The organism is Bradyrhizobium sp. ma5, from assembly GCF_042258955.1.
Lineage (GTDB): Bacteria > Pseudomonadota > Alphaproteobacteria > Rhizobiales > Xanthobacteraceae > Bradyrhizobium.
In genome coordinates, this window is sequence record NZ_CP170156.1 from 8,969,092 (window position 1) to 8,988,220 (window position 19,129).

19 protein-coding genes are annotated in these 19,129 nt (G+C 64.4%); 3 read left to right on the top strand and 16 right to left on the bottom strand.

Annotated features, from left to right (window positions below):
- The first annotated feature begins 11 nt into the window (after window positions 1-11).
- The gene (locus tag ACE103_RS42370; RefSeq protein ID WP_092120817.1) at window positions 12-278 is read left to right on the top strand and encodes a DUF1150 domain-containing protein; all 267 of its coding nucleotides are present in this window, start codon (window positions 12-14) and stop codon (window positions 276-278) included.
- A 118-nt stretch (window positions 279-396) separates the two neighbouring features.
- Here ACE103_RS42370 and ACE103_RS42375 read toward each other — a convergent pair whose 3' ends face one another.
- Window positions 397-1,728 (bottom strand): MFS transporter, encoded by a 1,332-nt coding sequence (locus ACE103_RS42375; protein ID WP_375777764.1) that lies wholly within the window; start codon window positions 1,726-1,728, stop codon window positions 397-399.
- A 324-nt stretch (window positions 1,729-2,052) separates the two neighbouring features.
- Window positions 2,053-2,400 (bottom strand): DUF6665 family protein, encoded by a 348-nt coding sequence (locus ACE103_RS42380; RefSeq protein WP_375777765.1) that lies wholly within the window; start codon window positions 2,398-2,400, stop codon window positions 2,053-2,055.
- Window positions 2,401-2,663: 263 nt separating this feature from the next.
- On the opposite strand from ACE103_RS42380, the gene ACE103_RS42385 reads away from it, so the two are divergent.
- Window positions 2,664-3,221: a cytochrome P460 family protein gene (locus tag ACE103_RS42385; protein WP_375777766.1), complete on the top strand. Its 558-nt coding sequence runs from the start codon at window positions 2,664-2,666 to the stop codon at window positions 3,219-3,221.
- A gap of 52 nt (window positions 3,222-3,273) precedes the next feature.
- Here the strand turns inward: ACE103_RS42385 and ACE103_RS42390 are convergent, their stop codons facing one another.
- The 6 genes from ACE103_RS42390 to ACE103_RS42415 form a co-directional block, all read right to left on the bottom strand.
- On the bottom strand, window positions 3,274-3,474 hold the full coding sequence (locus tag ACE103_RS42390; RefSeq protein ID WP_375777767.1) for a hypothetical protein: 201 nt from the start codon (window positions 3,472-3,474) through the stop codon (window positions 3,274-3,276).
- Window positions 3,475-3,486: 12 nt separating this feature from the next.
- Window positions 3,487-3,792: a hypothetical protein gene (locus tag ACE103_RS42395; protein WP_375777768.1), complete on the bottom strand. Its 306-nt coding sequence runs from the start codon at window positions 3,790-3,792 to the stop codon at window positions 3,487-3,489.
- Window positions 3,793-3,813: 21 nt separating this feature from the next.
- Window positions 3,814-4,092 (bottom strand): hypothetical protein, encoded by a 279-nt coding sequence (locus tag ACE103_RS42400; RefSeq protein ID WP_375777769.1) that lies wholly within the window; start codon window positions 4,090-4,092, stop codon window positions 3,814-3,816.
- 382 nt (window positions 4,093-4,474) lie between these two features.
- Window positions 4,475-6,013, bottom strand: a complete 1,539-nt coding sequence (locus tag ACE103_RS42405) for an AMP-binding protein (RefSeq protein WP_375777770.1) — start codon at window positions 6,011-6,013, stop codon at window positions 4,475-4,477.
- 143 nt (window positions 6,014-6,156) lie between these two features.
- Window positions 6,157-7,287, bottom strand: a complete 1,131-nt coding sequence (locus ACE103_RS42410) for a DUF5938 domain-containing protein (protein ID WP_375777771.1) — start codon at window positions 7,285-7,287, stop codon at window positions 6,157-6,159.
- A 36-nt stretch (window positions 7,288-7,323) separates the two neighbouring features.
- On the bottom strand, window positions 7,324-8,127 hold the full coding sequence (locus ACE103_RS42415; protein WP_223971500.1) for an SDR family NAD(P)-dependent oxidoreductase: 804 nt from the start codon (window positions 8,125-8,127) through the stop codon (window positions 7,324-7,326).
- Between the two features lie 334 nt (window positions 8,128-8,461).
- Here ACE103_RS42415 and ACE103_RS42420 point away from each other — a divergent pair, with 334 nt between their 5' ends.
- On the top strand, window positions 8,462-9,100 hold the full coding sequence (locus tag ACE103_RS42420; RefSeq protein WP_223971499.1) for a TetR/AcrR family transcriptional regulator: 639 nt from the start codon (window positions 8,462-8,464) through the stop codon (window positions 9,098-9,100).
- Between the two features lie 113 nt (window positions 9,101-9,213).
- Here the strand turns inward: ACE103_RS42420 and ptsN are convergent, their stop codons facing one another.
- From ptsN to ACE103_RS42460, 8 genes are all read right to left on the bottom strand, one after another.
- Entirely contained in the window at window positions 9,214-9,675 is a 462-nt protein-coding gene (gene ptsN, locus ACE103_RS42425) for a PTS IIA-like nitrogen regulatory protein PtsN (RefSeq protein ID WP_029082506.1), read from the bottom strand.
- Window positions 9,676-9,907: 232 nt separating this feature from the next.
- Complete coding sequence (gene hpf, locus ACE103_RS42430; RefSeq protein ID WP_176534627.1) at window positions 9,908-10,507, bottom strand: ribosome hibernation-promoting factor, HPF/YfiA family; 600 nt, start codon at window positions 10,505-10,507, stop codon at window positions 9,908-9,910.
- Between the two features lie 185 nt (window positions 10,508-10,692).
- Window positions 10,693-12,348, bottom strand: a complete 1,656-nt coding sequence (rpoN, locus tag ACE103_RS42435) for an RNA polymerase factor sigma-54 (RefSeq protein ID WP_375777772.1) — start codon at window positions 12,346-12,348, stop codon at window positions 10,693-10,695.
- 90 nt (window positions 12,349-12,438) lie between these two features.
- Window positions 12,439-13,425: an LPS export ABC transporter ATP-binding protein gene (gene lptB / locus ACE103_RS42440; RefSeq protein ID WP_375777773.1), complete on the bottom strand. Its 987-nt coding sequence runs from the start codon at window positions 13,423-13,425 to the stop codon at window positions 12,439-12,441.
- A 263-nt stretch (window positions 13,426-13,688) separates the two neighbouring features.
- Window positions 13,689-14,420 carry an LptA/OstA family protein gene (locus ACE103_RS42445; protein ID WP_375777774.1) on the bottom strand — a complete coding sequence of 244 codons (732 nt, stop codon included), beginning with the start codon at window positions 14,418-14,420 and terminating at the stop codon, window positions 13,689-13,691.
- A 5-nt stretch (window positions 14,421-14,425) separates the two neighbouring features.
- On the bottom strand, window positions 14,426-15,163 hold the full coding sequence (gene lptC, locus ACE103_RS42450; protein ID WP_223971495.1) for an LPS export ABC transporter periplasmic protein LptC: 738 nt from the start codon (window positions 15,161-15,163) through the stop codon (window positions 14,426-14,428).
- Window positions 15,164-15,345: 182 nt separating this feature from the next.
- Window positions 15,346-15,960, bottom strand: a complete 615-nt coding sequence (locus ACE103_RS42455; RefSeq protein WP_223971494.1) for a ribonuclease D — start codon at window positions 15,958-15,960, stop codon at window positions 15,346-15,348.
- Between the two features lie 225 nt (window positions 15,961-16,185).
- A complete protein-coding gene (locus tag ACE103_RS42460; RefSeq protein ID WP_375777775.1) occupies window positions 16,186-18,942 on the bottom strand; it encodes an autotransporter outer membrane beta-barrel domain-containing protein in 2,757 nt (918 codons plus the stop codon).
- Window positions 18,943-19,129: the final 187 nt, after the last annotated feature.

The following is a 19,129-nucleotide window of genomic DNA, read 5'->3' on the forward strand; positions in this document are numbered from 1 at the left end:
GAGTCGAGACCATGAGTGAAGCCAATATCATCTACCAGTCCGAGAGCGTCACGCCGGAAGCGCTGGCCCATCTGGGCGAGGGCCATATCGCCTATGTGAAGCAGGTCCGTTCCGAGGACGTGCCGGATCTCTTTCCGCAGGCGCCGAAGATCGCGCCGGGCCTCAAGCTGTTCGCACTGCATGCCGCCGACGGCACGCCGATCATGCTGACCGACAGCCGCGAAGCCGCGATCGCGAACGCCTGGAGCAACGAGCTGCAGGCCGTCAGCGTCCACTAGCGCAAATCTACTGAAGGACGGCTAATTCAGCATCCGCGAGTTCAATGCGCGGGCTCGCCTCGATACCGATCGAGGCGGCCCGCGCATTTTTTATGACGACGCCGCCCGGATCAATCGATCAGGGCCTGTCGTGCTCCTCCGAAATGTCCTTGTTGGTGTAGTCGGGCATCATCGCGGTCGCGACAATGCTGACCACCGCGCAGAACAGAATGTAGAGCGCGATCACATAGCCGGAGCCGGTGGCGGCCAGTAGCGCCGTGGCGATCAACGGTGCCGGTCCGCCTGATATGACCGAGGAGAGCTGATAGCCGATCGAGCAGCCGCTGTAGCGCAGCCGCGGCGTGAAGCATTCGGCGATCAGCGCCGCCTGCGGACCATACATCAGGTCGTGCGGCACGAATGACAGCACGATGGCGATGAAGATCAGCGCCGGCGCCGCCGTGTTCAGCAGGCCGAAATAGACGAAGCCGAACAGCCCGGTCAGGGCCGCGCCGATCAGATACATCCGCTTGCGCCCGATGCGGTCCGACAGGTGCCCGGCCAGCGGGATGGTGACGAGCGAGACGACACCGGCGCAGATCAGGCAGATCAGCAGGAAGTCGCGGTCCTGATGGATGACCTGGGTGCCGTAGGCGAACACGAAGGCGAGATAGATGTAGGCCGGCGCCTGTTCGGCCATCCGCGCCAGCGCCGCGAGGATAATCGATCGCGGTTGGCGCTTGATCACCTCGAGGACCGGGACCCGCGCGACACGATTCTCGGCCACGATCCGCCGGAACGTCGGCGTCTCCATGATGCCGAGCCGGATGTAGAGCCCGATCGCGATCATCACGAGGCTGAGCAGGAACGGGATGCGCCAGCCCCAGACCAGGAACTGGTCGCCGGAGATTCGGCTGAACACCAGCACCGCGATATTTGCCAGCAGCAACCCGGCGGGACCGCCGAGCTGCGGCCACGAGGTGATGAAGCCGCGGTGCTGATTGGTTCGCGCCCACTCCATCGAGAGCAGCACCGAACCACCCCACTCGCCTCCGACGCCGATACCCTGGATGAAGCGGATGACGGTCAGGATGACGGCGCCCCAGATGCCGATCTGGTCATAGGTGGGGACGAGACCGACCGCCGCGGTGGCGATGCCGGTCAACAGCAGCGTGGCGATCAGCGTCGCCTTGCGGCCGATGCGATCGCCGAAGTGGCCGAAGATCGCGGCACCGATCGGCCGCGCGATGAAGCCCACCGTGTAGATAGCGAAGGCCTCCAGCACGCCAACCAGGGGATCGGACTTGGGAAAGAACAGCTTGCCGAAGACCAGTCCGGTCACCGTGCTGTAGAGCAGAAAGTCGTACCATTCGATGGTGGTGCCTACCGTGCTGGCAATCAATGCGCGACGCAATTGCGCATGATGCTCGGCTTCCGGGAGCGGGGCGACCGCAATGTCCAATGTCGTCATTGTACATCTCCCTGGCCCGACATGTTCGGGCCATCTGGAATGCGTTTCATCCACCGTCCACGGCAGTGGAAGGCGGTATCGATGCCCGGTTATTTGTTTGGTTAGGGCAGGGCCGCAAATGCGCGGGGCGTGCCCATGCAGGCCTTAAGGAAGCCGGTCCTGGATTGCGCGCGGCCTAACCGATCGCCATCGCGGGAGTACGACATCCCTCATGACACGGTCTTGCACGACGAAATCTAGTCCTTCGGTCCGCCCGGTAAATTCGACCTTGGTCTGTGGGAATGCTCGGCAGCCACTGCTGCAGCGCGGTGGCGGTCCGCGCCTTTATGGCGATGCGGTCGATGTGGCGAGCATCGGGCCCATGCAGTGCTGTACTTCGCCAGGCACATTGTAGGTGCGCATGATCGCGCGGCTGTCGCGCATGCCGCAAGCTTCCCGCTGCACCACGAGCATCCAGAGCGCGTGGCCGGCTTCCCGCACCAGAATGCGTCGTGCCTGTTGCGCGGACGCCGGTGCTTCGGCGCGCGGATGGGCGGCATCGAACTCGCGCAATCTAGCGAGAGCCTGCTCAAGCGCGCGGCCCATGCGTCCGAGCGCGGAGGCCTTCTCCTCGGCGAGCTCGTAAGCGAGAACGTCGACGGGAGTGCGATGGAAGCGAAAGTCGAGGGACATCGGTTATCCCCTGCGGGCGCATGCACGACGATGCGCCTTGAGTCTTCTGGCGCGATGGGACGGTTGTCAATAGGCGCTCACGCCGGTGTTTCGGGCCGCCGACCATGGCAGCGGCCCCATTTCGCTCCGCGCCATTCCATGCTGTAATTCGTTCCCGTGACCAACGGTCCGCGCAGTCCTGAGCTTCGGAGAAGGCAGCGCGATAAAGAGGAATTTCCAGCAAGAGATTATCCGCCGCCCAATCGATTGAGGGAGATACGACCATGCGGAAGAGCTCGCTGATCAATCTCGTTGCTTCGGTGTCGATTTCGGTCCTCGCGACCGGCGTCGCGATTTCCGCACAGGACAAATATAGCCTGCAAGTGCCCGGTGGGCTCGCGTTCTCCGAGTTCAGGGGATACGAGGACTGGTCGGTGATCGCGATCAGCGAGAACGAAGGCGTCATCGCCGTGATCCTGGGCAATCCGGCGATGATCGGCGCCTACCGCGAGGGCGTGCCCGGCAATGGCAAGCCGTTCCCGGACGGCGCCAGGATGGCGAAGATCCATTGGATTCCGAAAAAGCAGGAAGCGTATCCCGGTCAGCCAACGGTGCCGGGCGTACAACACGATGTCGACTTCATGCTGAAGGACAGCAAGCGGTTTGCGGATAGCGGCGGATGGGGATACGGCGCATTCGAGTATGACGCGGCCTCGGATGTATTCAAGCCCGCCACCACGACGGACAATCCGCCACAGGAGAACGACGCGAAGTGCGGGTATGCGTGCCACACCGTGGTACAGAATCGCGATTACGTGTTCACCGAATACGGCAAGAGGTGAATGCCGATCGCGCGAGCTGGCGCTCCGTTTAGCCGCGTGCGGATATCAAGCTTCAGCTTCTCGTTGGAACGGAGTCCTCCGCGCTGATGGCGCGATCCAGAGCCTCGACCAACGCCTGAACCTCGACGAACTTGCTGCGGGCCCGCTCGGCCTTGTCACGATCGAACGGAGCGGCCAGCACTTTCGCATGCGCGTCCCTCTCCTCGATCATGCGATCGCGGGCTTTCTTCAGCGTTTCGAGTCGCTCGCTCATCCGGGTTCTCCTTTAGCCGAACACCGCCGGAAGATCGCCTTTCCGGAAGAAGACCATCGGCTCATCATCATAGTCACCCATTTCGGGATCGCCGGTGGACGAGAATGCAACGACGGCGAGCTTGCTCAGCGCCAGGCGCTCTGCCGTTCGCAGTGCGCCATTTGCCGTCTTGCAGACGATCGGAGGGTCCGGCTTGAGATGCCCGCCCTTGCCGGCGTTGAACGCCTGCACGACGTAGGTTGTTTCGCTTGCCATCAAGGCTCCTTCCGCCGGACGCGGTGCCGCCAAGGACAAAGCGCTGCGCTCGTCGCCGGCCACGCGCGTATCTCGTCGCAAATCTCAACAACCGCGACAGATGTTCTTCAGCTTCGCCGCAACGCGGGCATCCTCCGCGATCAACGGGTCCTTGTATTCGGATCGCGGCGCGTTGCTATCGATGGCCGGAGGCTGCTTGACCGTCGGAGGGAACGCGGCATCGTAGCAGGCGAGACGACCGACCGTGCCTTCGATCTTGTGGCAGGCCGGTTCGGCGGCGAACGCGCCTTGTGCAAGCAGGGTGGCCGCAACCGTCGCGAATAGCAGCGTTTTCATACAGGTGCCTTTCCGGGCGATCGTCACACTGAGCATTTCATGATTTTGGGTGTGCGCCGGCTGCGCGCTTGCGCGTTGCCGGCCACATCAAGCGCTGGCGTGGCCAAACGCCGGCGCTGCCGAATTCATCGTCGTGTCGCCCTATCCATGCAGGAGGGCGGCAGCGGCCACCAGGAGCAGAAGAAACAGGGGAACGATCACCGGCGGCACGATCCAATCGGCCAGACGAAATCCAGACACGTATGCTCCTCATCTGTTGGCGGGAGCCCTACGTTACCCTCAGTCACCGGTGGATGCCGTGGATAGGCGGTGATGACGCGACTCTACGCTCAAGGCCGGCGAATAGCGAGCGTTTAAAACCCGGTGCGGCAACAGCGTCTGGTCGACAGCATCGACATCAAGCGCTGCCCTAGCTGCTCGAACGCTCCGCCAGACGCGCGCGGATGTCCGGCTTGAGCACCTTGCCGACCTTGGACCGCGGAAGATCGTCCCAGACCTCGATCTGCTTCGGCGTCTTGATGCTGCCGATCTGCTGCTTGACGAACGCAGCCAGCGCCGTCGCGTCGACGGATTGGCCGGCGCGCGGCTGCACCACCGCGACGATGCGCTCGCCCCATTTGTCGTCGGGCAGCCCGATGACGGCACAGTCCTGCACCGCCTCGTGGGCACGCAACGCGTTCTCGACCTCGATCGAATAGACGTTGAAGCCGCCGGTGATGATCATGTCCTTGGCGCGGTCGACGATGTAGAGGTAGCCATCGCCGTCGATGTAGCCGATATCGCCGGTGTGGTGCCAGCCATGCGCCGAGGCTTCGCGCGTGGCCTCCGGGTTCTTGTAGTAGCCTTCCATGACAAGCGAACCACACACCACGATCTCGCCGCGCGATCCGGCGGGCAACAGCTTGCCGTCGCCATCCATGATGCCGGCCTGCACCAGCGGGCCGATCCGCCCCGCGGAGGCAAGGCGCTCCATCGCGATGCTGCCGTCCGCATTGTAGTGATCGGCGGGTGCCATCATCGAGATCATCATCGGCGCCTCGGTCTGGCCGAACAGCTGCGCCATCGGCCCGATCCGCTTCAGGGCCTCGGCGAGCCGCATCGCCGAGATCGGTGCTGCGCCATACCAGAAGCATTGCAGCGAGCTTCGATCGGCTGCATCGAGCCCGGGATGATCGAGCAGCATGTAGATCACGGTCGGCGGCAGGAACGTATGCGTGACGCGATAGCGCGCGATCAGCGCGAGGAATTCGCCGATGTCAGGGTGGTGCATGATCACGACGCGGCCGCCCAACGTCATGATCGGAAAACAAAGCACGCCGGCGGCATGGGTCAGCGGCGCCAGCGCGAGATAGATCGGACGACCCTTGAACGGGTAGCCCATCAAGGTCAGCGCCGTCATCGCCTCGATGTTGCGCCCGGAGAGCATCACGCCCTTGGGCTTGCCGGTGGTGCCGCCGGTGCCCGGGATCATCGCGAGATCGTCGATCGTGTCGCGCTGATAGACATCATCAGTGAGCCCGCCGAGCCAGCGCTCGAACGACGGCGCGAACGGCAATTCAGTATCGAGGCAGACCAGCGCGCGCAGCTTGGGCAGATCCTGCCGCACGGCTTCGACCATCGGCGCGAAGCTCGAATGAAACAGCAGCAGGCTGCAATCGAACTGGTCGAGGATGAACTTGTTCTCGGTCGCCTCGTTGCGCGGATTGATCGGGCACCACACCGCGGCCGCGCGCGAGATGCCGAACACACAGGCGAAGGCGAGTGGATCGTTGCCGGACAGGATCGCGACCTTCTCACCGGGTGCGACGCCCGATCGCTCGAGCCCGCGCGCGACCCGGTAGCTCAGCCGCTGTACGTCGCCATAGCTGAGGTCGCGGCCGTCCATCGTGAGGCACGGCGCATCGGCGCCGAGCGAGGCACCCTTGTCGAGATAATCGATGAAGCGCATGGCAGATCTCGCGCGAGGGGCGGGTGACGCGCGACTGCGTCACCCGCGGAGGCGGCGTTTTCGAGCAAATCGGATACCGGTCCGATTGACGAAAACGCTTCAGGGAGCGGCGTGTTGAGCCCCGATCCGATCGGGGCTCAAGCTTAATCGTGCACGGTCAGGACCGGCTTGCCGACCAGGCCGAAGCTGCGCAATTGCCCGAGCAGCTCGTGATGGCCGAACGCCTGGCAGCCGGAGGCGAAGCCCACGCGCTTGGGCGGCTGCTGCAGCAAATACGCCGCGGCAAAGGCCTGCATCAGGCCGGTCTGCTTGTAGTTGCTGTTGCCGTAGATGACGCAGTGAGTGCGCCCCAGCGGGCCGGAGGCGTACACCGAATCCATCGACTTGTTGACGCGCGGGTTCTCGCGCGGCGGCATGGTGTTCATCACACCGGCCGCGGTCTGCGCCAGCGCGGCGTAGCGCTCGTCGGGCTTCATGTCCTTGGTCGCCTCCAGCGCGGCGGCAACGATCTGCGGCACGCCCAGCATCAGCGCGCGGTTGAACACGCCGCCCAGCACCTTGACATTGGCGACGCGCGGATCGCGCTTGAACCACACCGGGTGCGAGGTGCCGCCCCAGGGCAGCGCCAGCGCCAGCTCGTGCTGGCCGGGGATGGCGAGGTTGTAGAGGCCGGCATCGGGCTGATGCTCGACGTATTTGTTCTGCTCCAAATAGTAGGCCTTGGCCATCGCGGCGTTGACCAGGATGGTCTGCGTCGAGGCGATGGTCGGGCTGCCACCCCAGAACACGGCGATATCGAGCGTGTCGAGGCCGGGCGTTTCCAGACACAGCTGCGCGGCGATCTCGCCGGTGGTGTACATCTGCGCGATGCCCGGCGCGAGCAGCAGGCCGGCATTGGCGAACTTGGTGCCAAACTCCTGCTCGAGCGTGATCAGCCAGTCCTGTTCGCCTGTCGTGTCGGTGTAGTGGCACTTGGCAGCCAGACAGGCCTGCACCACCTCGGTGCCGAATTTGGCGAACGGACCCACGGTGTTGAGCACCACCGAGGCGCCTTTGAACAATTCGGTCAGCGCGGCCGCGGTGTGCGGCACCGTCACCACCTCGTAGTCGGCGGTCTCGATGCCGGCCACGTTCGACTTCATCGCGGCGTTGAGCTTCTCGCCGCTGCGGCCGGCGGCGATGAAGGGGATGTTGTACTCGCGCAGATATTCGCAGACCAGCCGGCCGGTGTAGCCGGACGCGCCATAGACGATGACGGGTTTCTTCTCGCTCATTGCGATCCTCCGAAATGTGTGTTGTCGGCTTTGTTGCTACATGCCCATGCCGCCATCGACCGGCAGACCGATGCCGGTGATGAAGCGGGCCTCGTTCGAGCACAGGAACACCGCGGCGTCGGCGATGTCGGAGACCTCGGCGAGCTTGCCGAGCGGCGTCTGCTCCACCACCGAGCCGACGGCGGCATTGACGTCGGGCGCGAGACCGATCTTCACGATGTCATTGGCGAGCTGGAGGCCCATGTCGGTCGGGATCAGGCCGGGATAGATGCAGTTGACCCGCACCCCATAGCCGAGCTTGCCGGCTTCCATCGCGCCGACCCGCGTCATGCGATCGACTGCGGACTTGGTGCCGGAATAGACCGCGATGCTCGGAAAGGCGATCGTCGCCGCGACCGAGGCGATGTTGACGACCGCGCCGCCTTTGCCCGCGGCTCCGCCCGGCCGCATCGCGCGGAAGGCGTGCTTCATGCCGAGCACGGTGCCGACGATGTTGACCTCGCACATGCGGCGCGCGTCCTCGGCCTTGATGTCGGCGACCAGCGAGGTGATCTCGATGCCGGCATTGTTGATCAGGATGTCGTAGCCGCCCAGCGTTTCGACCGTCGCAGCGGCGGCCCGCTCCCATTGCGCGTCGTCGGTGACGTCGAGCTTGATGAAGCCGGTCTTGACGCCAGCCTTGGCGATCTCGGCGGCGCTTGCCTTGCCGGCATCGTCAAGGATGTCGCCGATCATGACCGCGGCGCCGGACCGCGCCAGCGCCTGCGCGATGGCTGCGCCAATTCCCCGGGCACCGCCGGTGACCAGGGCTTTCCTGCCTTCAAGGCTCTTCCCACTCATGACGTAGTCCTCCCTTTGCTTGATGATTTTGATCGGTGCCGCAGCCGGCGGCAGCACGGGCCGGCGGTCTGCAGATTCTCAGCGCATTGGTGGTGGCGGCCGGCGTCGGCGGGGCGCAGCGTAGGCGCGCCCGGGCAGTGCATTTCCTCCTGATGTCGTTAGGTCAGCCGTCTTGACGGTTGTCCAAATTATTGGGCCAACCCTCGTCCAGTAACTTGACACTTGTCAAGCCTGAATTTGACAAGTGTCAAAGAGGATGATTGTGAAGAGGTGGAGTGCGCCGCGGTTCGCGCGGTATAAGTTTGCTTGAGGGAAGAGACAGGAAAGGCACGAGATGGCGCGGCAAGCGACAGGAGCGGCCCAACGCGTGGCGGTGGCGGCCGAGACGCTGCGCGACGAGAAGTTCAACGCGCGGCGCATCGAACTTGCGGAGGCCGCGCTGGAAACGCTCGGCGAGCTCGGCTTCGCGCGCACCAGCCTGCGCGAGATCGCGCAAAACTCCGCGTTCACGCATGGCGTGTTTCACTACTACTTCAGCGACAAGCTCGATCTGATCTGCTGCTGCGTCCGTCACTACAAGGCGAAATGCGTGACGCGCTACGACGAGGTGGTAACGACGGCACGAAGCCGCGACGAATTGACCGAAGGCTTCCTCGCCAAGCTCGCGGCGACGTTGCAGGACGAAGCCCGCATGCACCGGCTCTGGTACGATCTGCGCTCGCAGGCGATGTTCGAGCCGGCGTTTCGCAAGGACGTGCTCGAGATCGACAAAAGTCTGGAAGCGATGATCTGGCGCATCGCCACGCGCTACGCAGAGCTCGGCAACAGGAAGCCGGCATCGTCTCCGGCCGCGCTCTACGCGCTGTTCGACGGCCTGTTCCAGAGCGCGCTGCTCAGGCACCTCGCCAGCGACGAGAAGGCCGTTCCCGATCTGCTCGACGAAGTCCGCCGTCTGCTGCCGACGATCTGCTGAGAGAATTGCAAACGCTTCGTAGCCCGACGATTGCGCATCGGTATGCGTCAATGCGTGACGTATTGACTACGCACTGATGTCAGTTGCGCGAACGAATTCGCGAATGCGGTTGATTACGCCGCGCTCGCCGGCGGCAGCGCGAGCACCGAATAGATCGCCTGCGCGTCGCGCGAGGCACGCAGCTTCTTGGCGACGTCCTGGTCGCGCAGCAGGCGAGCGATGCGCGCCAGCGCCTTGAGGTGATCGGCGCCGGCACCTTCCGGTGCCAGCAGCAGGAAGATCAGATCGACCGGCTGGCCATCCATCGCCTCGAAATCGATCGGGCGCTCGAGGCGGGCGAAGAAGCCGAACAGCTTTTCCAGCTTGGGCAGCTTGCCGTGCGGAATGGCGACGCCATAGCCGACCGCCGTGGTGCCGAGCTTCTCGCGTTGCAGCAGCACTTCAAACACGGCGCGTTCGTTCTGCCCGGTCAGCGCAGACGCGCGCGCCGCGAGTTCCTGCAGCGCCTGCTTCTTGCTGATGACTTTCAAAGCCGGAAGTATCGCCTCGGGTGCGACCAAATCGGTAATCGGCATTGGGGCGTTCCGAGGTGAATGAACCGTCAGGTTGCGAAATAGGCTTTACAGCGGCGGCGTCAAGAAGTTGAGGTGGGATGCGGGCTTAGCCCGGGTCCAACTGGCAGGGCTTCTACTCCAACGTATCGGCGGTGCCAACACCTGCGAACCCTGTTCCGCCCCCCTTATTGCTGGAGGCGGCGGACCATAAGCAGGGCTGGCTTCGGACGTCAATGCCATGGGCCAACTATCCTCAGGGGCTCACCGCCGGCGGATCGACCCAGCCGACATTGCCGTCCGTACGGCGGTATATGATGTTCAACCGGCCACTGCCGCCATGCTGGAATACCAGGCAGGAGGCGCCGGTCAGATCGAGCTCCATGACGGCTTCGCTGACCGACAGCCGCTTCAGCGCAGTGGTTGCCTCGGCAATGATCACGGGGCTGTATTCGGTGACCTCATCCTCGTTCTCGGGCGCCTCGATGACGTAGCTCGGCGCGTCGAGCCCGACACCGTTCAATTCGGCAAACGCAGCGTTCGCGGTGTAGGTCTTGCGGGCCGAGCGGTCCTTGAGCCGGCTCTTGTAGCGGCGCAGGCGCTTCTCGATCATCAAGAGCGCGGCGTCCGCGCTGGCATAGGCGTCGGCGGCGTTGGATTCGGCTTCCAGTGTGATGCCGGAATCCAGATGCAGCGAGCAGTCGGTGCGGAAGCCGAAGCCATCCTTGCTCAGCGTGATGTGACCGGAATAGTTGCCATCAAAATACTTTCGCAGGACCTCGTCAGTGCGCTCGCTGACGCGCGCACGAAGCGCCTCGCCGATGCTGATGCTCTTTCCCGAGATTCGAAGGGTCATTTGATGCCTCAATTGCTGGATGCCTCGATCACTCTTGCAGGAGCACGATGTTTGCTGGGCTTCCGGTCACCTCCCTTGCTGGACGACGCTTCGCCAGGAAAGATTGAGACTATCGCGATTTGACGCGAACGCAACGAGCGCATGAACCTGCCCGTACTCGGACGGGGTCATGCTCTAGAAGTAACCTAAACGGGGGCTGTATCGCGCGAGCGGTCGGGCGAGGAGGCAGGAGCCGAAAGGGCATTACCGAGCATGCTCTGTTTGTCACGGCGGCGCTGCACCGAGGATGGTATCCGCATCGCCTCGCGGTACTTCGCGACGGTGCGGCGGGCAATATCAATGCCCGAAGCGCGCAAACGTTCCACGATCGTGTCGTCGGACAGGATCGCCGACGGCGCCTCGCCGTCGATCAATTGCTTGATGTGGTGACGCACCGCTTCGGCCGAATGCGCCTCGCCGCCGTCGGCGGACGCGATCGACGCGGTGAAAAAATACTTCAATTCAAAACTGCCGCGATTGGTCGCCATGTATTTGTTGGCGGTGACACGCGACACGGTCGATTCATGCATCTGGATCGCATCCGCCACCGCCTTCAGATTGAGCGGCCGGAGGTGCGCGACGCCATAGGTGAAGAATCCGTCCTGCTGGCGGACGATTTCGGTTGCGACCTTCAGGATGGTTCGGGCGCGCTGATCGAGCGCGCGGACCAGCCAGGTCGCGTTCTGCAGGCAATCGGTGAAGTACGACTTGTCACCGTCCTTGCGGATCGTCTTCGACAGCTCAGAGTAATAGGTCTGGTTGACCAGGACGCGCGGCAGAGTGTCGCTGTTGAGCTCGACATGCCAGCCGCCGTCGGGGCCCGGACGCACATAGACGTCGGGCACCATGGTCTGCGTCCGCGCGGCGCCGAATTTCAGCCCGGGCTTCGGATCGAGCCGGCGGATCTCCGCGATCATGTCGGTGATGTCTTCGTCGTCGACACCGCACAGCTTTCGCAAGGCCGCGATATCGCGCTTGGCGAGCAGATCGAGATGCTCGACCAGAGCCTGCATCGCCGGATCGTAGCGATCAAGCTCGCGCAGCTGGATCGCCAGGCACTCGCTGAGGTTTCGCGCGCACACGCCGGGCGGATCGAACTTCTGCAACACCGCGACGACCTCGTCGACCGCCTGCTGCGAGGCACCGAGCCGCTCGGCGGCCTGGCCGAGATCGGCCGGCAGGTAGCCGGCGTCGTCGACCAGGTCGATCAGATACTGCCCGATCATGCGCTGCGCCGGCGCCGAGAACGCCACCGCGAGCTGTTCGGCGAGGTGGTCGGCAAGCGTCAGCTCGGCGGCCACGAAGGCTTCGAGATTGTATTCGTCGTCGCTGGAGGCGCCACCGCCCCATTCGGTATAGACCGACGGAGCTGCGTCCTGCGCAGCGCGCGCGGCGGCTTCGGCCGGTTCCTCGGAGAACACGTTGTCGAGCCCGGTATCGAGCGTCTGCTCGATCTCGGCGCGGGTGCCGAGGTCGCGGTTCAGCCATTCCTCCTGGCCCGGCTCAAAGGCAGCCTCGCCGCCCGAGCCTGCGGCCATGTCGGACGCGTCGCCGTCGTCTCCATAGCTCGAGGAACCGTCGGAATCGCCGTAGTCCGGCCGCTCCATGGCCGGCTCGCCCGCCACCGGCGGTTCCGGCCCGTCGGCGGCCCGATCGAGCAGCGGATTGCGCTCCAGCTCTTCCTCGACAAAGGCCGACAGATCCAGGTTCGACAGTTGCAGCAGCTTGATCGCCTGCATCAGCTGCGGCGTCATCACCAGCGACTGCGACTGGCGGAACTCTAGTCTTTGCGTCAGTGCCATGGAGGCAAGATCGATTCCAAAAATTGGCTCGATTCTTGCTTATCTTAGTCCGCTTGGGATGTACACGGCTTGACGTATGCAAAATTTGGGCTAAAGGCGGAATTCCTCGCCAAGGTAAAGCCTGCGTACATCGGGATCGTTAACGATCTCCTCCGGGCTTCCCTCAGTCAAGATCTCGCCGGCATAGACGATATAGGCACGGTCGGTCAGGCCGAGCGTCTCGCGGACATTGTGGTCGGTGATGAGCACGCCGATGCCGCGATTGGTCAGATGACGGACGAGGTCCTGAATGTCGCCGACCGCGATCGGGTCGATGCCGGCGAACGGCTCGTCGAGCAGCATGTAATTGGGACGCGTCGCCAGCGCGCGCGCAATCTCGACGCGGCGGCGCTCGCCGCCGGACAGCGCGATCGACGGGCTCTTGCGCAGCCGCGTGATGTTGAATTCGTCGAGCAGCGAATCCAGTTCGTGCTCGCGCTTCTTCTTCGAGGGCTCGACGACCTCGAGCACCGCGCGGATGTTCTGCTCGACCGTCAGGCCGCGGAAGATCGAGGCTTCCTGCGGCAGATAGCCGATGCCGAGGCGCGCGCGCTGATACATCGGCAGCTTGGTGACGTCGTGGCCGTCGAGCTCGATCGCGCCACGATCCGCCTTGATCAGGCCGGTGATCATGTAGAACACCGTGGTCTTGCCGGCGCCGTTGGGTCCGAGCAGGCCGACCGCCTCGCCGCGGCGCACATAGATGCTGACGCCGCGCACCACCTGGCGGCTGCCAAAACTCTTTTCCACGCTGTGCACAGCCAGGTAGCCCGGCCGCTTGATGAGTTGCGGCGCAGAGGCGGCGCTGTTCCTGGCTGGCCTCGCCCGCGCTGGGGCCGGCGCTGCGACGGGCTGGGATCGCGGCAGCTCGACGGCGGGAACCGGAGCGGCACGCGCCATCGGCGGCGCGTCGCGCACCGGTGACGTCAGCATCTCGCCGAACTGGTCGTCGAGCGCCGTGATGTCGTCATGCGCACGCGCAAATCCGGAACTGCGTTTCGCAGGGCGCCGCCGGAACATGCCGAGAAAATCCACCATCCCCGCTTCGCTTCAGCCTTTCACGGTGATCCCGCGACCTTGCCTGCGGACCGATCGATTTGCACGGCAAAGCGCGATCACCCGCGCCTTGAATGAATGGATGCCCCTGTCCCGGCCGACATAACTCCCCTCAAAGGCACATCGTCCGGCCGGGCCGCTGGAGTAGATACAGTCTCGCCCCGCGCGCTTCAACCTCGCGGTCGCAAAATATTATCTAACTTATTGATTCTACTTCACCTTACGTGAAGCTTACTTTGCGGAGCCTATTTCGACTTGCTACCCGGAAGCAGTTGAAGCGGCGACGGGGCTGCAGGGGCCGTGCCGGGGGCCGCCGGCGTGCCGCAGCCACCCTTGCCGTTCTGTCCGCCCTGCGACTGCATGAACAGGCCCTGCACCTTGCCGCTGTCGGATTCCACCCGCGAGACGCCGGTGGTCATGTCGACCAGCAGGCGGTCGCCGCGCAGCACGTTCTGGCATTGGGTCAGCACCACCTGGCCGCCACCGCCGCCGAGCATGGTGATCAGATTGGTCTTGGTGTCGAAGATCGCGGTCTCGCCGGTGACGACCTGATCCTTCTGGGTGACGACGACATTGCCCTTCGCCTCCAGCCGCTTGATCGAGGACGCGCCGCCGGGGCCGGGCGTTGCCGACTGTATCGGCGCAGCGCCCTTGGCGGCCACGCCTTTGGTGCCGGCCGGAGCAGGCGCCGGCGTCTGGGTCGACTTATCCTCGTAGAACACCACCAGTACCTTCGAGGTCATGGTGGTGTCGCCCTGCACGACCTTCACATTGCCGGCGAAGGTCGCCTCCTTCTTCTTGTCGCGCATTTCGAGCGAGGCGGCCTCGATCTGGATCGGCTGGTCGCGGTTCTGCGAAAAGCCCTGCATGGCGTTGGGAACGCCGCTCATCGAGCCCTGCGCGGACGCGGCGCCGACTGCGAACAAGGTAAGCAGAAAGGCCGCGATCGCGATGCCATGCGGAAAACGTTTCATCATCAAATTCATTTCGGGTTGGCGGATTTGCGCGGCTTCGGTGACGGCGGAGGTGGCGCGGGCTCGGCGGCCGGGCTCGGATTGTTGTCGCCGAGCTTGTCCAGATTCATCACGACATTGCCTTCGAACCGCACGAGCTCGCCGCTGTTGTAGATCCTGAGGCGGTCGGCAGTCAGCGTGCCTTGGAGCAGCTTGACGTCGACATGCTCGTCCGACGACACGTTGCCCTTGTTGATGTCGACGAGGGCCTGCGTCAGCTTGGCCTCATAGCCGGTGGACGACTGCAGGAAGATATCCTGGCGCAGGTCGAGCAGCTGCTTCTTGTTGTCGAAGAAGCCGGTGCGCGCATCCATCGTCACCGTCGACTGATCCTGCTGCGCGACCTTGGCGCGGATCGTCTTCAGCTCGACGTGATCAGGATCGGTGACGTCCTGGATCGCCGCCTTTGCCCACATCTCATAGGGTCGGCCGTCGGCCGAGAAGCCGGCGATATGCGGCGATTCCATCGTGATCTTGGTGCCTGACACCACGAGGTTGTCCATCTCGACCGGCAGCTTGGGGATCATCTCGCGGAATGGATTGTAGACCGAGACGAAGATGATCGAGGCCATCGACAGCCCCACCACCGCAGGCACGGCGATGCGCAGGATCCGCACCATGCGGCTGTGCCGCGCGGCGGCGGCAAAGCGCGCCTCGAGGCCCGTGACATAGCTGGGATGCTGGGCTGGATTCTGAACCGAATTCACCTGAGCTCCAGAGGCGCGAAATTGCCCCTATTCTAGCCGGAGCCGCCCCAATATGCAGCCCGGACCTCGCGTCGCGCCCCCCAAGCCGACTTCAAGGCGGACCACGCGTGAACAGTTTGGCCGAAACGGGGCGGAACCGGCCCCACTGCGACGAATTCGGCGCCCATCAGGAACGGACGAAATCAGGAATGGGCGAAGATGTCCTCGGCCTCCCAGCCGTCGAGATCGAGTCTCGCGCGCGTCGGCAGGAAATCGAAGCAGGCTTTGGCGAGATCAGTGCGTCCCTCGCGCGCCAGCATCACATTCAACTTTTCGCGCAGCGCATGCAGGTGCAGCACGTCGGAGGCGGCATAGGCGAGCTGGGCTTCGGTGAGGCTTTGCGCACCCCAGTCGCTCGACTGCTGCTGCTTCGACAAGTCGACGTTCAGCACCTCGCGCACCAGATCCTTCAGGCCATGACGGTCGGTATAGGTGCGCGACAGGCGCGAGGCGATCTTGGTGCAATACACCGGCGCCGGCATCACGCCGAACGTGTTGTAGAGCACCGCGACGTCGAACCGGGCGAAATGGAAGATCTTGGTGATCGCAGGGTTGGCGAGCAGCGCCTTCAGGTTCGGCGAGTCGGTGTGTCCCTTCGGAATCTGGATCACGTCGGCGGTGCCGTCGCCGTTCGACATCTGCACCACGCAGAGCCGGTCGCGATGCGGATGCAGTCCCATGGTCTCGGTGTCGATCGCAACGGAATCGGTGTAGCGAGTGAGATCGGGCAGGTCGCCGCGATGCAGGCGGATGGTCATGCTGTCAAAAACCTCGTCGAATCGCTCTCGGGACAAGCTATCGTTCAATTCCCCGACAGGCGAGCGTGCATCAAGCCTTGTTGCATCTCGGTATCCGAGCCCATCAAGGGCGGAGCACCGGCAACGCGAACCTCATTGTGCACGCACAGATGGTTCCGGGTTTAGCGCCATTGTGCAGCGGAGACAATGGCTTGGGCACTCCAGAGCGCCCACGCAAGCGCACCATTATTGCCAGCTGACGCGCAGCCCGAACCGGCCGGTGATGTCGTCGCGACGGAGGCTGTCCACCGACGTCGTGTAACCCGCGCTGGCATAGGCGCTGATCGTGCGATTGAGCTGCGCGGTAACGCCGGCGCCGATCTCGACCGCGGTGCCGCGGCTTTGCACGCCGATCAAGTCGGTCGTTGCGAAGGCGATGCTGCGGTCGTTCGCGGCGGTGTGCCAGAGATTGGCCTCGAGATAGGGGCGCAGTTCGGCGGTGCCGACAATGAAGGTCGCGGGAACGCGCACGCCGAGCCGGCCGGTCAGCGTATCGGCGCTGCCGGGCGCGACGCTCGAGAAGATGTCGTTGAAGCTGTCGAACGACTGGCGCTGCCAGATCAGCTGCGCCTGCGGCTCGATCGCGAGGAAGCGGTTCAGCTGTAGCGGCGCGCCGGTTTCCAGCGACGCCGCAACGCCGGTGCCCGACACGAGCGCGCCGACCTGACGATCCGACCGCGGGCTTGCACCATAGAAGCTGCCCATCAGCACGGCGTCGACGTACCAGCCTGAGGGGCCGATATGGGTCCAGTAGCCGCCGACATTCTGGCTGTCGATCGAGAGCGTGCCGGTGCGGACGTTGTTCATGCCGAGCGCGAAGCCGTTGATGCTGCCGCTGGCCCAGCCATACGCATAGAACAAGCCCGCGCGATCATGATGCCCGGGAGCGGACTCAAAGCGCAGGATGTCGACGCCGACCTGCACGCCCGCCATGGTGCCGTCGAAGGAGGGGCTGACCGTGCCGGCCCAGCTCTGCGTGCTGTGCGAGCCGTACGCGCGCGCCCACGCCGCCGGCTGTTCGCCGCCACCCGTCAGCAAGGCCTGATCGCCCTGGCGCTGATGGAAGGTGCCGAGCGTCGCGAGCCCGAGCTTCTGCGCGACTTGCGGCAACGCCGAATAGACCGCGACTTCCTCGCGGTAGAGCTCGACCGGCGCAGCGCCTGCCGGCGGCGGCGTCAGCGACGACAGATCCTCTGCCGGCAGCCCTGATGGCGTCACGCCCCCGCCGAGCGCTGCCGGTGGCGCAGGCGGCGATGTGCCGGGCAACAGCTGCGAGCGCAGGTACCAATTGTCGCCGCTGCCCGCGGAGACGCCGCCGCGAAACAGCAGATATTCGTGCGCGCCGGCAACGACGGCGCTTGAGAGGCCGAATGCACCCGGCGCCGTGCTGCCGCCGTTGACGGCTTGCACCACCATGATGCCATCAGAGGTGGTCAGCCCGCCGGCGCCGCCGGCATTGCTGAGGTTCACCGCGGTCGAGCCCGACGCAGTGCCGCCGGAGATGACGAGCCGATCCGACGGCGAACCGTCGCCACCGAGCACGCTGCGCAGAAAAAGGCCGCCGCCGCTGCCGACATAGTTGCCCGCTATCGTCAGGCTGTTCGCTGCGGTGGCGCCGCCATTGGTGAGGTTGATGACGCCGGCGTTGGTGACGGTGACCGGCGGCCCGCCCGGAAACGACGTGATCGACGGGTTGGCGCCGTTGCCGGCCAGCAGGCTGGTACCCGCAGCGATCGAGACATTGCCGGTGAGCGAGGTTTGCAAGGTCAGCGAGCCGCTGTTGATGAAGGTGTTGGCGAAGGTGCCGGTGCCGGCCCAGGTCCAGTCAGAGCCTTCCATCGTCAGCGTCTGGAATCGCGCGAACGCATTGTCGACCGTGCCGCTGCCCTGCAGCCGCACCTGGTTGTTGCCGCCGCCGCCATCGGCAAGGCCTGATATCTGCGAGCCGGTCTGCAGGATCATGGTCACCGCACCGCCGCCGCCCGCGAGCGCCATGCCGCTATTGCCGGCGATCAGGCCGGCATTGACGATGGTGGTGGCGCCGTTGAGCGTGCGGATCGCGGGCCCATTCTGGCTGATGATCCTGCCGCCGGCGAGATTCTGGATCGTCGCCGTGAAGGATGATCCCGCGGTGTTGGAAAACACGGCATCGGAACCGGCACCGCGCGCTTCGATGGTGCCGCTGTTGGTCAGCACATTGGCGTTGCCCTGCATAAAGACGGTGTTGTTCGCCACCCCGGCCAGCGTGCTGCCGGTCGTCAGCAAGGTGCCGGTATTGGTGATGTTGGCGAACTGTCCGGCAGAGAAGATCGCGCGAGCCTGCGCGCCGGAGGTCGTGATCGTTCCGCTGTTCACGAATGTGTTGTTGTCGCCGGTCTGGACGTAGAGGCCATACGATTGCGGTCCCTGAGTCGTGATGGTCCCGGTATTGATCAGCGTGTTGCTGCCGTTCGGCGTCAGGCCAATGATGGCAAGCCCGCGCGAAGTGCCGTTCTGCGTCGTGATCGTGCCGTTGTTGATCAGCGTGTTGCCGCTGCTGCTGGCGGCGATCGCATTGCTGCCGGCGCCTGTGGTCGTGATCAGGCCCGACGTACCGTTGGTGAAGACGTTGCCGTCGCCGCTGCCGAAGATTCCCGTGCCGCCGCCGCTGACGGTCAGCGTGCCGTTGTTGGTGGCGGTACTGCGGGAGACAAGGCCGATCGCGGTTGCGCCAGCGCCCGGCGTGATACCGGCGCCCGGCAGCACGTTCACGGTGACGTTCGAGCTGCCGGCTGCAGCCTGCACACCTGCGGGCGAGGGATTTGGCGCGGCGGTCGAGCAGGTCACCGTCTGACCGCTCACTGGTGCGAGACTGTCGCAGGCAGCAGACGCCTGCGAGACCGATAGAAGATAGCCGCCACCCAAAGTGCACGACAGGATCGTCGCGAGCCGCGATGACACCATGCCCTTCTCCAACCTCGGCGCGAACCCGACCCCCGGCCTCACGCCACCCGTGGCCCCCTGCCCCGCTCTCAGCGTCGGCTGATCCGCTCCGTTCAAGCTTGAGACGATTTGTGACGATCTGTTGCTGGATCGCCACAGACGGAACCTTTAGCTGCATTGCTTCGATTCACATCCTTTGCGTGCATAC

Bases quoted from the DNA above. Each gene is read 5' to 3' on its own strand.
- hpf (WP_176534627.1), bottom strand. From the start codon at position 10,507: ATGACCCTTCGAATCTCGGGAAAGAGCATCAGCATCGGCGAGGCGCTT.
- ptsN (WP_029082506.1), bottom strand. From the start codon at position 9,675: ATGCCGATTACCGATTTGGTCGCACCCGAGGCGATACTTCCGGCTTTG.
- lptB (WP_375777773.1), bottom strand. From the start codon at position 13,425: ATGGTGGATTTTCTCGGCATGTTCCGGCGGCGCCCTGCGAAACGCAGT.
- ACE103_RS42410 (WP_375777771.1), bottom strand. From the start codon at position 7,287: ATGAGCGAGAAGAAACCCGTCATCGTCTATGGCGCGTCCGGCTACACC.
- ACE103_RS42370 (WP_092120817.1), top strand. From the start codon at position 12: ATGAGTGAAGCCAATATCATCTACCAGTCCGAGAGCGTCACGCCGGAA.
- ACE103_RS42380 (WP_375777765.1), bottom strand. From the start codon at position 2,400: ATGTCCCTCGACTTTCGCTTCCATCGCACTCCCGTCGACGTTCTCGCT.
- ACE103_RS42375 (WP_375777764.1), bottom strand. From the start codon at position 1,728: ATGACGACATTGGACATTGCGGTCGCCCCGCTCCCGGAAGCCGAGCAT.
- ACE103_RS42445 (WP_375777774.1), bottom strand. From the start codon at position 14,420: ATGATGAAACGTTTTCCGCATGGCATCGCGATCGCGGCCTTTCTGCTT.
- ACE103_RS42385 (WP_375777766.1), top strand. From the start codon at position 2,664: ATGCGGAAGAGCTCGCTGATCAATCTCGTTGCTTCGGTGTCGATTTCG.
- ACE103_RS42415 (WP_223971500.1), bottom strand. From the start codon at position 8,127: ATGAGTGGGAAGAGCCTTGAAGGCAGGAAAGCCCTGGTCACCGGCGGT.
- ACE103_RS42405 (WP_375777770.1), bottom strand. From the start codon at position 6,013: ATGCGCTTCATCGATTATCTCGACAAGGGTGCCTCGCTCGGCGCCGAT.
- ACE103_RS42420 (WP_223971499.1), top strand. From the start codon at position 8,462: ATGGCGCGGCAAGCGACAGGAGCGGCCCAACGCGTGGCGGTGGCGGCC.
- ACE103_RS42390 (WP_375777767.1), bottom strand. From the start codon at position 3,474: ATGAGCGAGCGACTCGAAACGCTGAAGAAAGCCCGCGATCGCATGATC.
- ACE103_RS42460 (WP_375777775.1), bottom strand. From the start codon at position 18,942: ATGGTGTCATCGCGGCTCGCGACGATCCTGTCGTGCACTTTGGGTGGC.
- rpoN (WP_375777772.1), bottom strand. From the start codon at position 12,348: ATGGCACTGACGCAAAGACTAGAGTTCCGCCAGTCGCAGTCGCTGGTG.
- ACE103_RS42455 (WP_223971494.1), bottom strand. From the start codon at position 15,960: ATGACCATCCGCCTGCATCGCGGCGACCTGCCCGATCTCACTCGCTAC.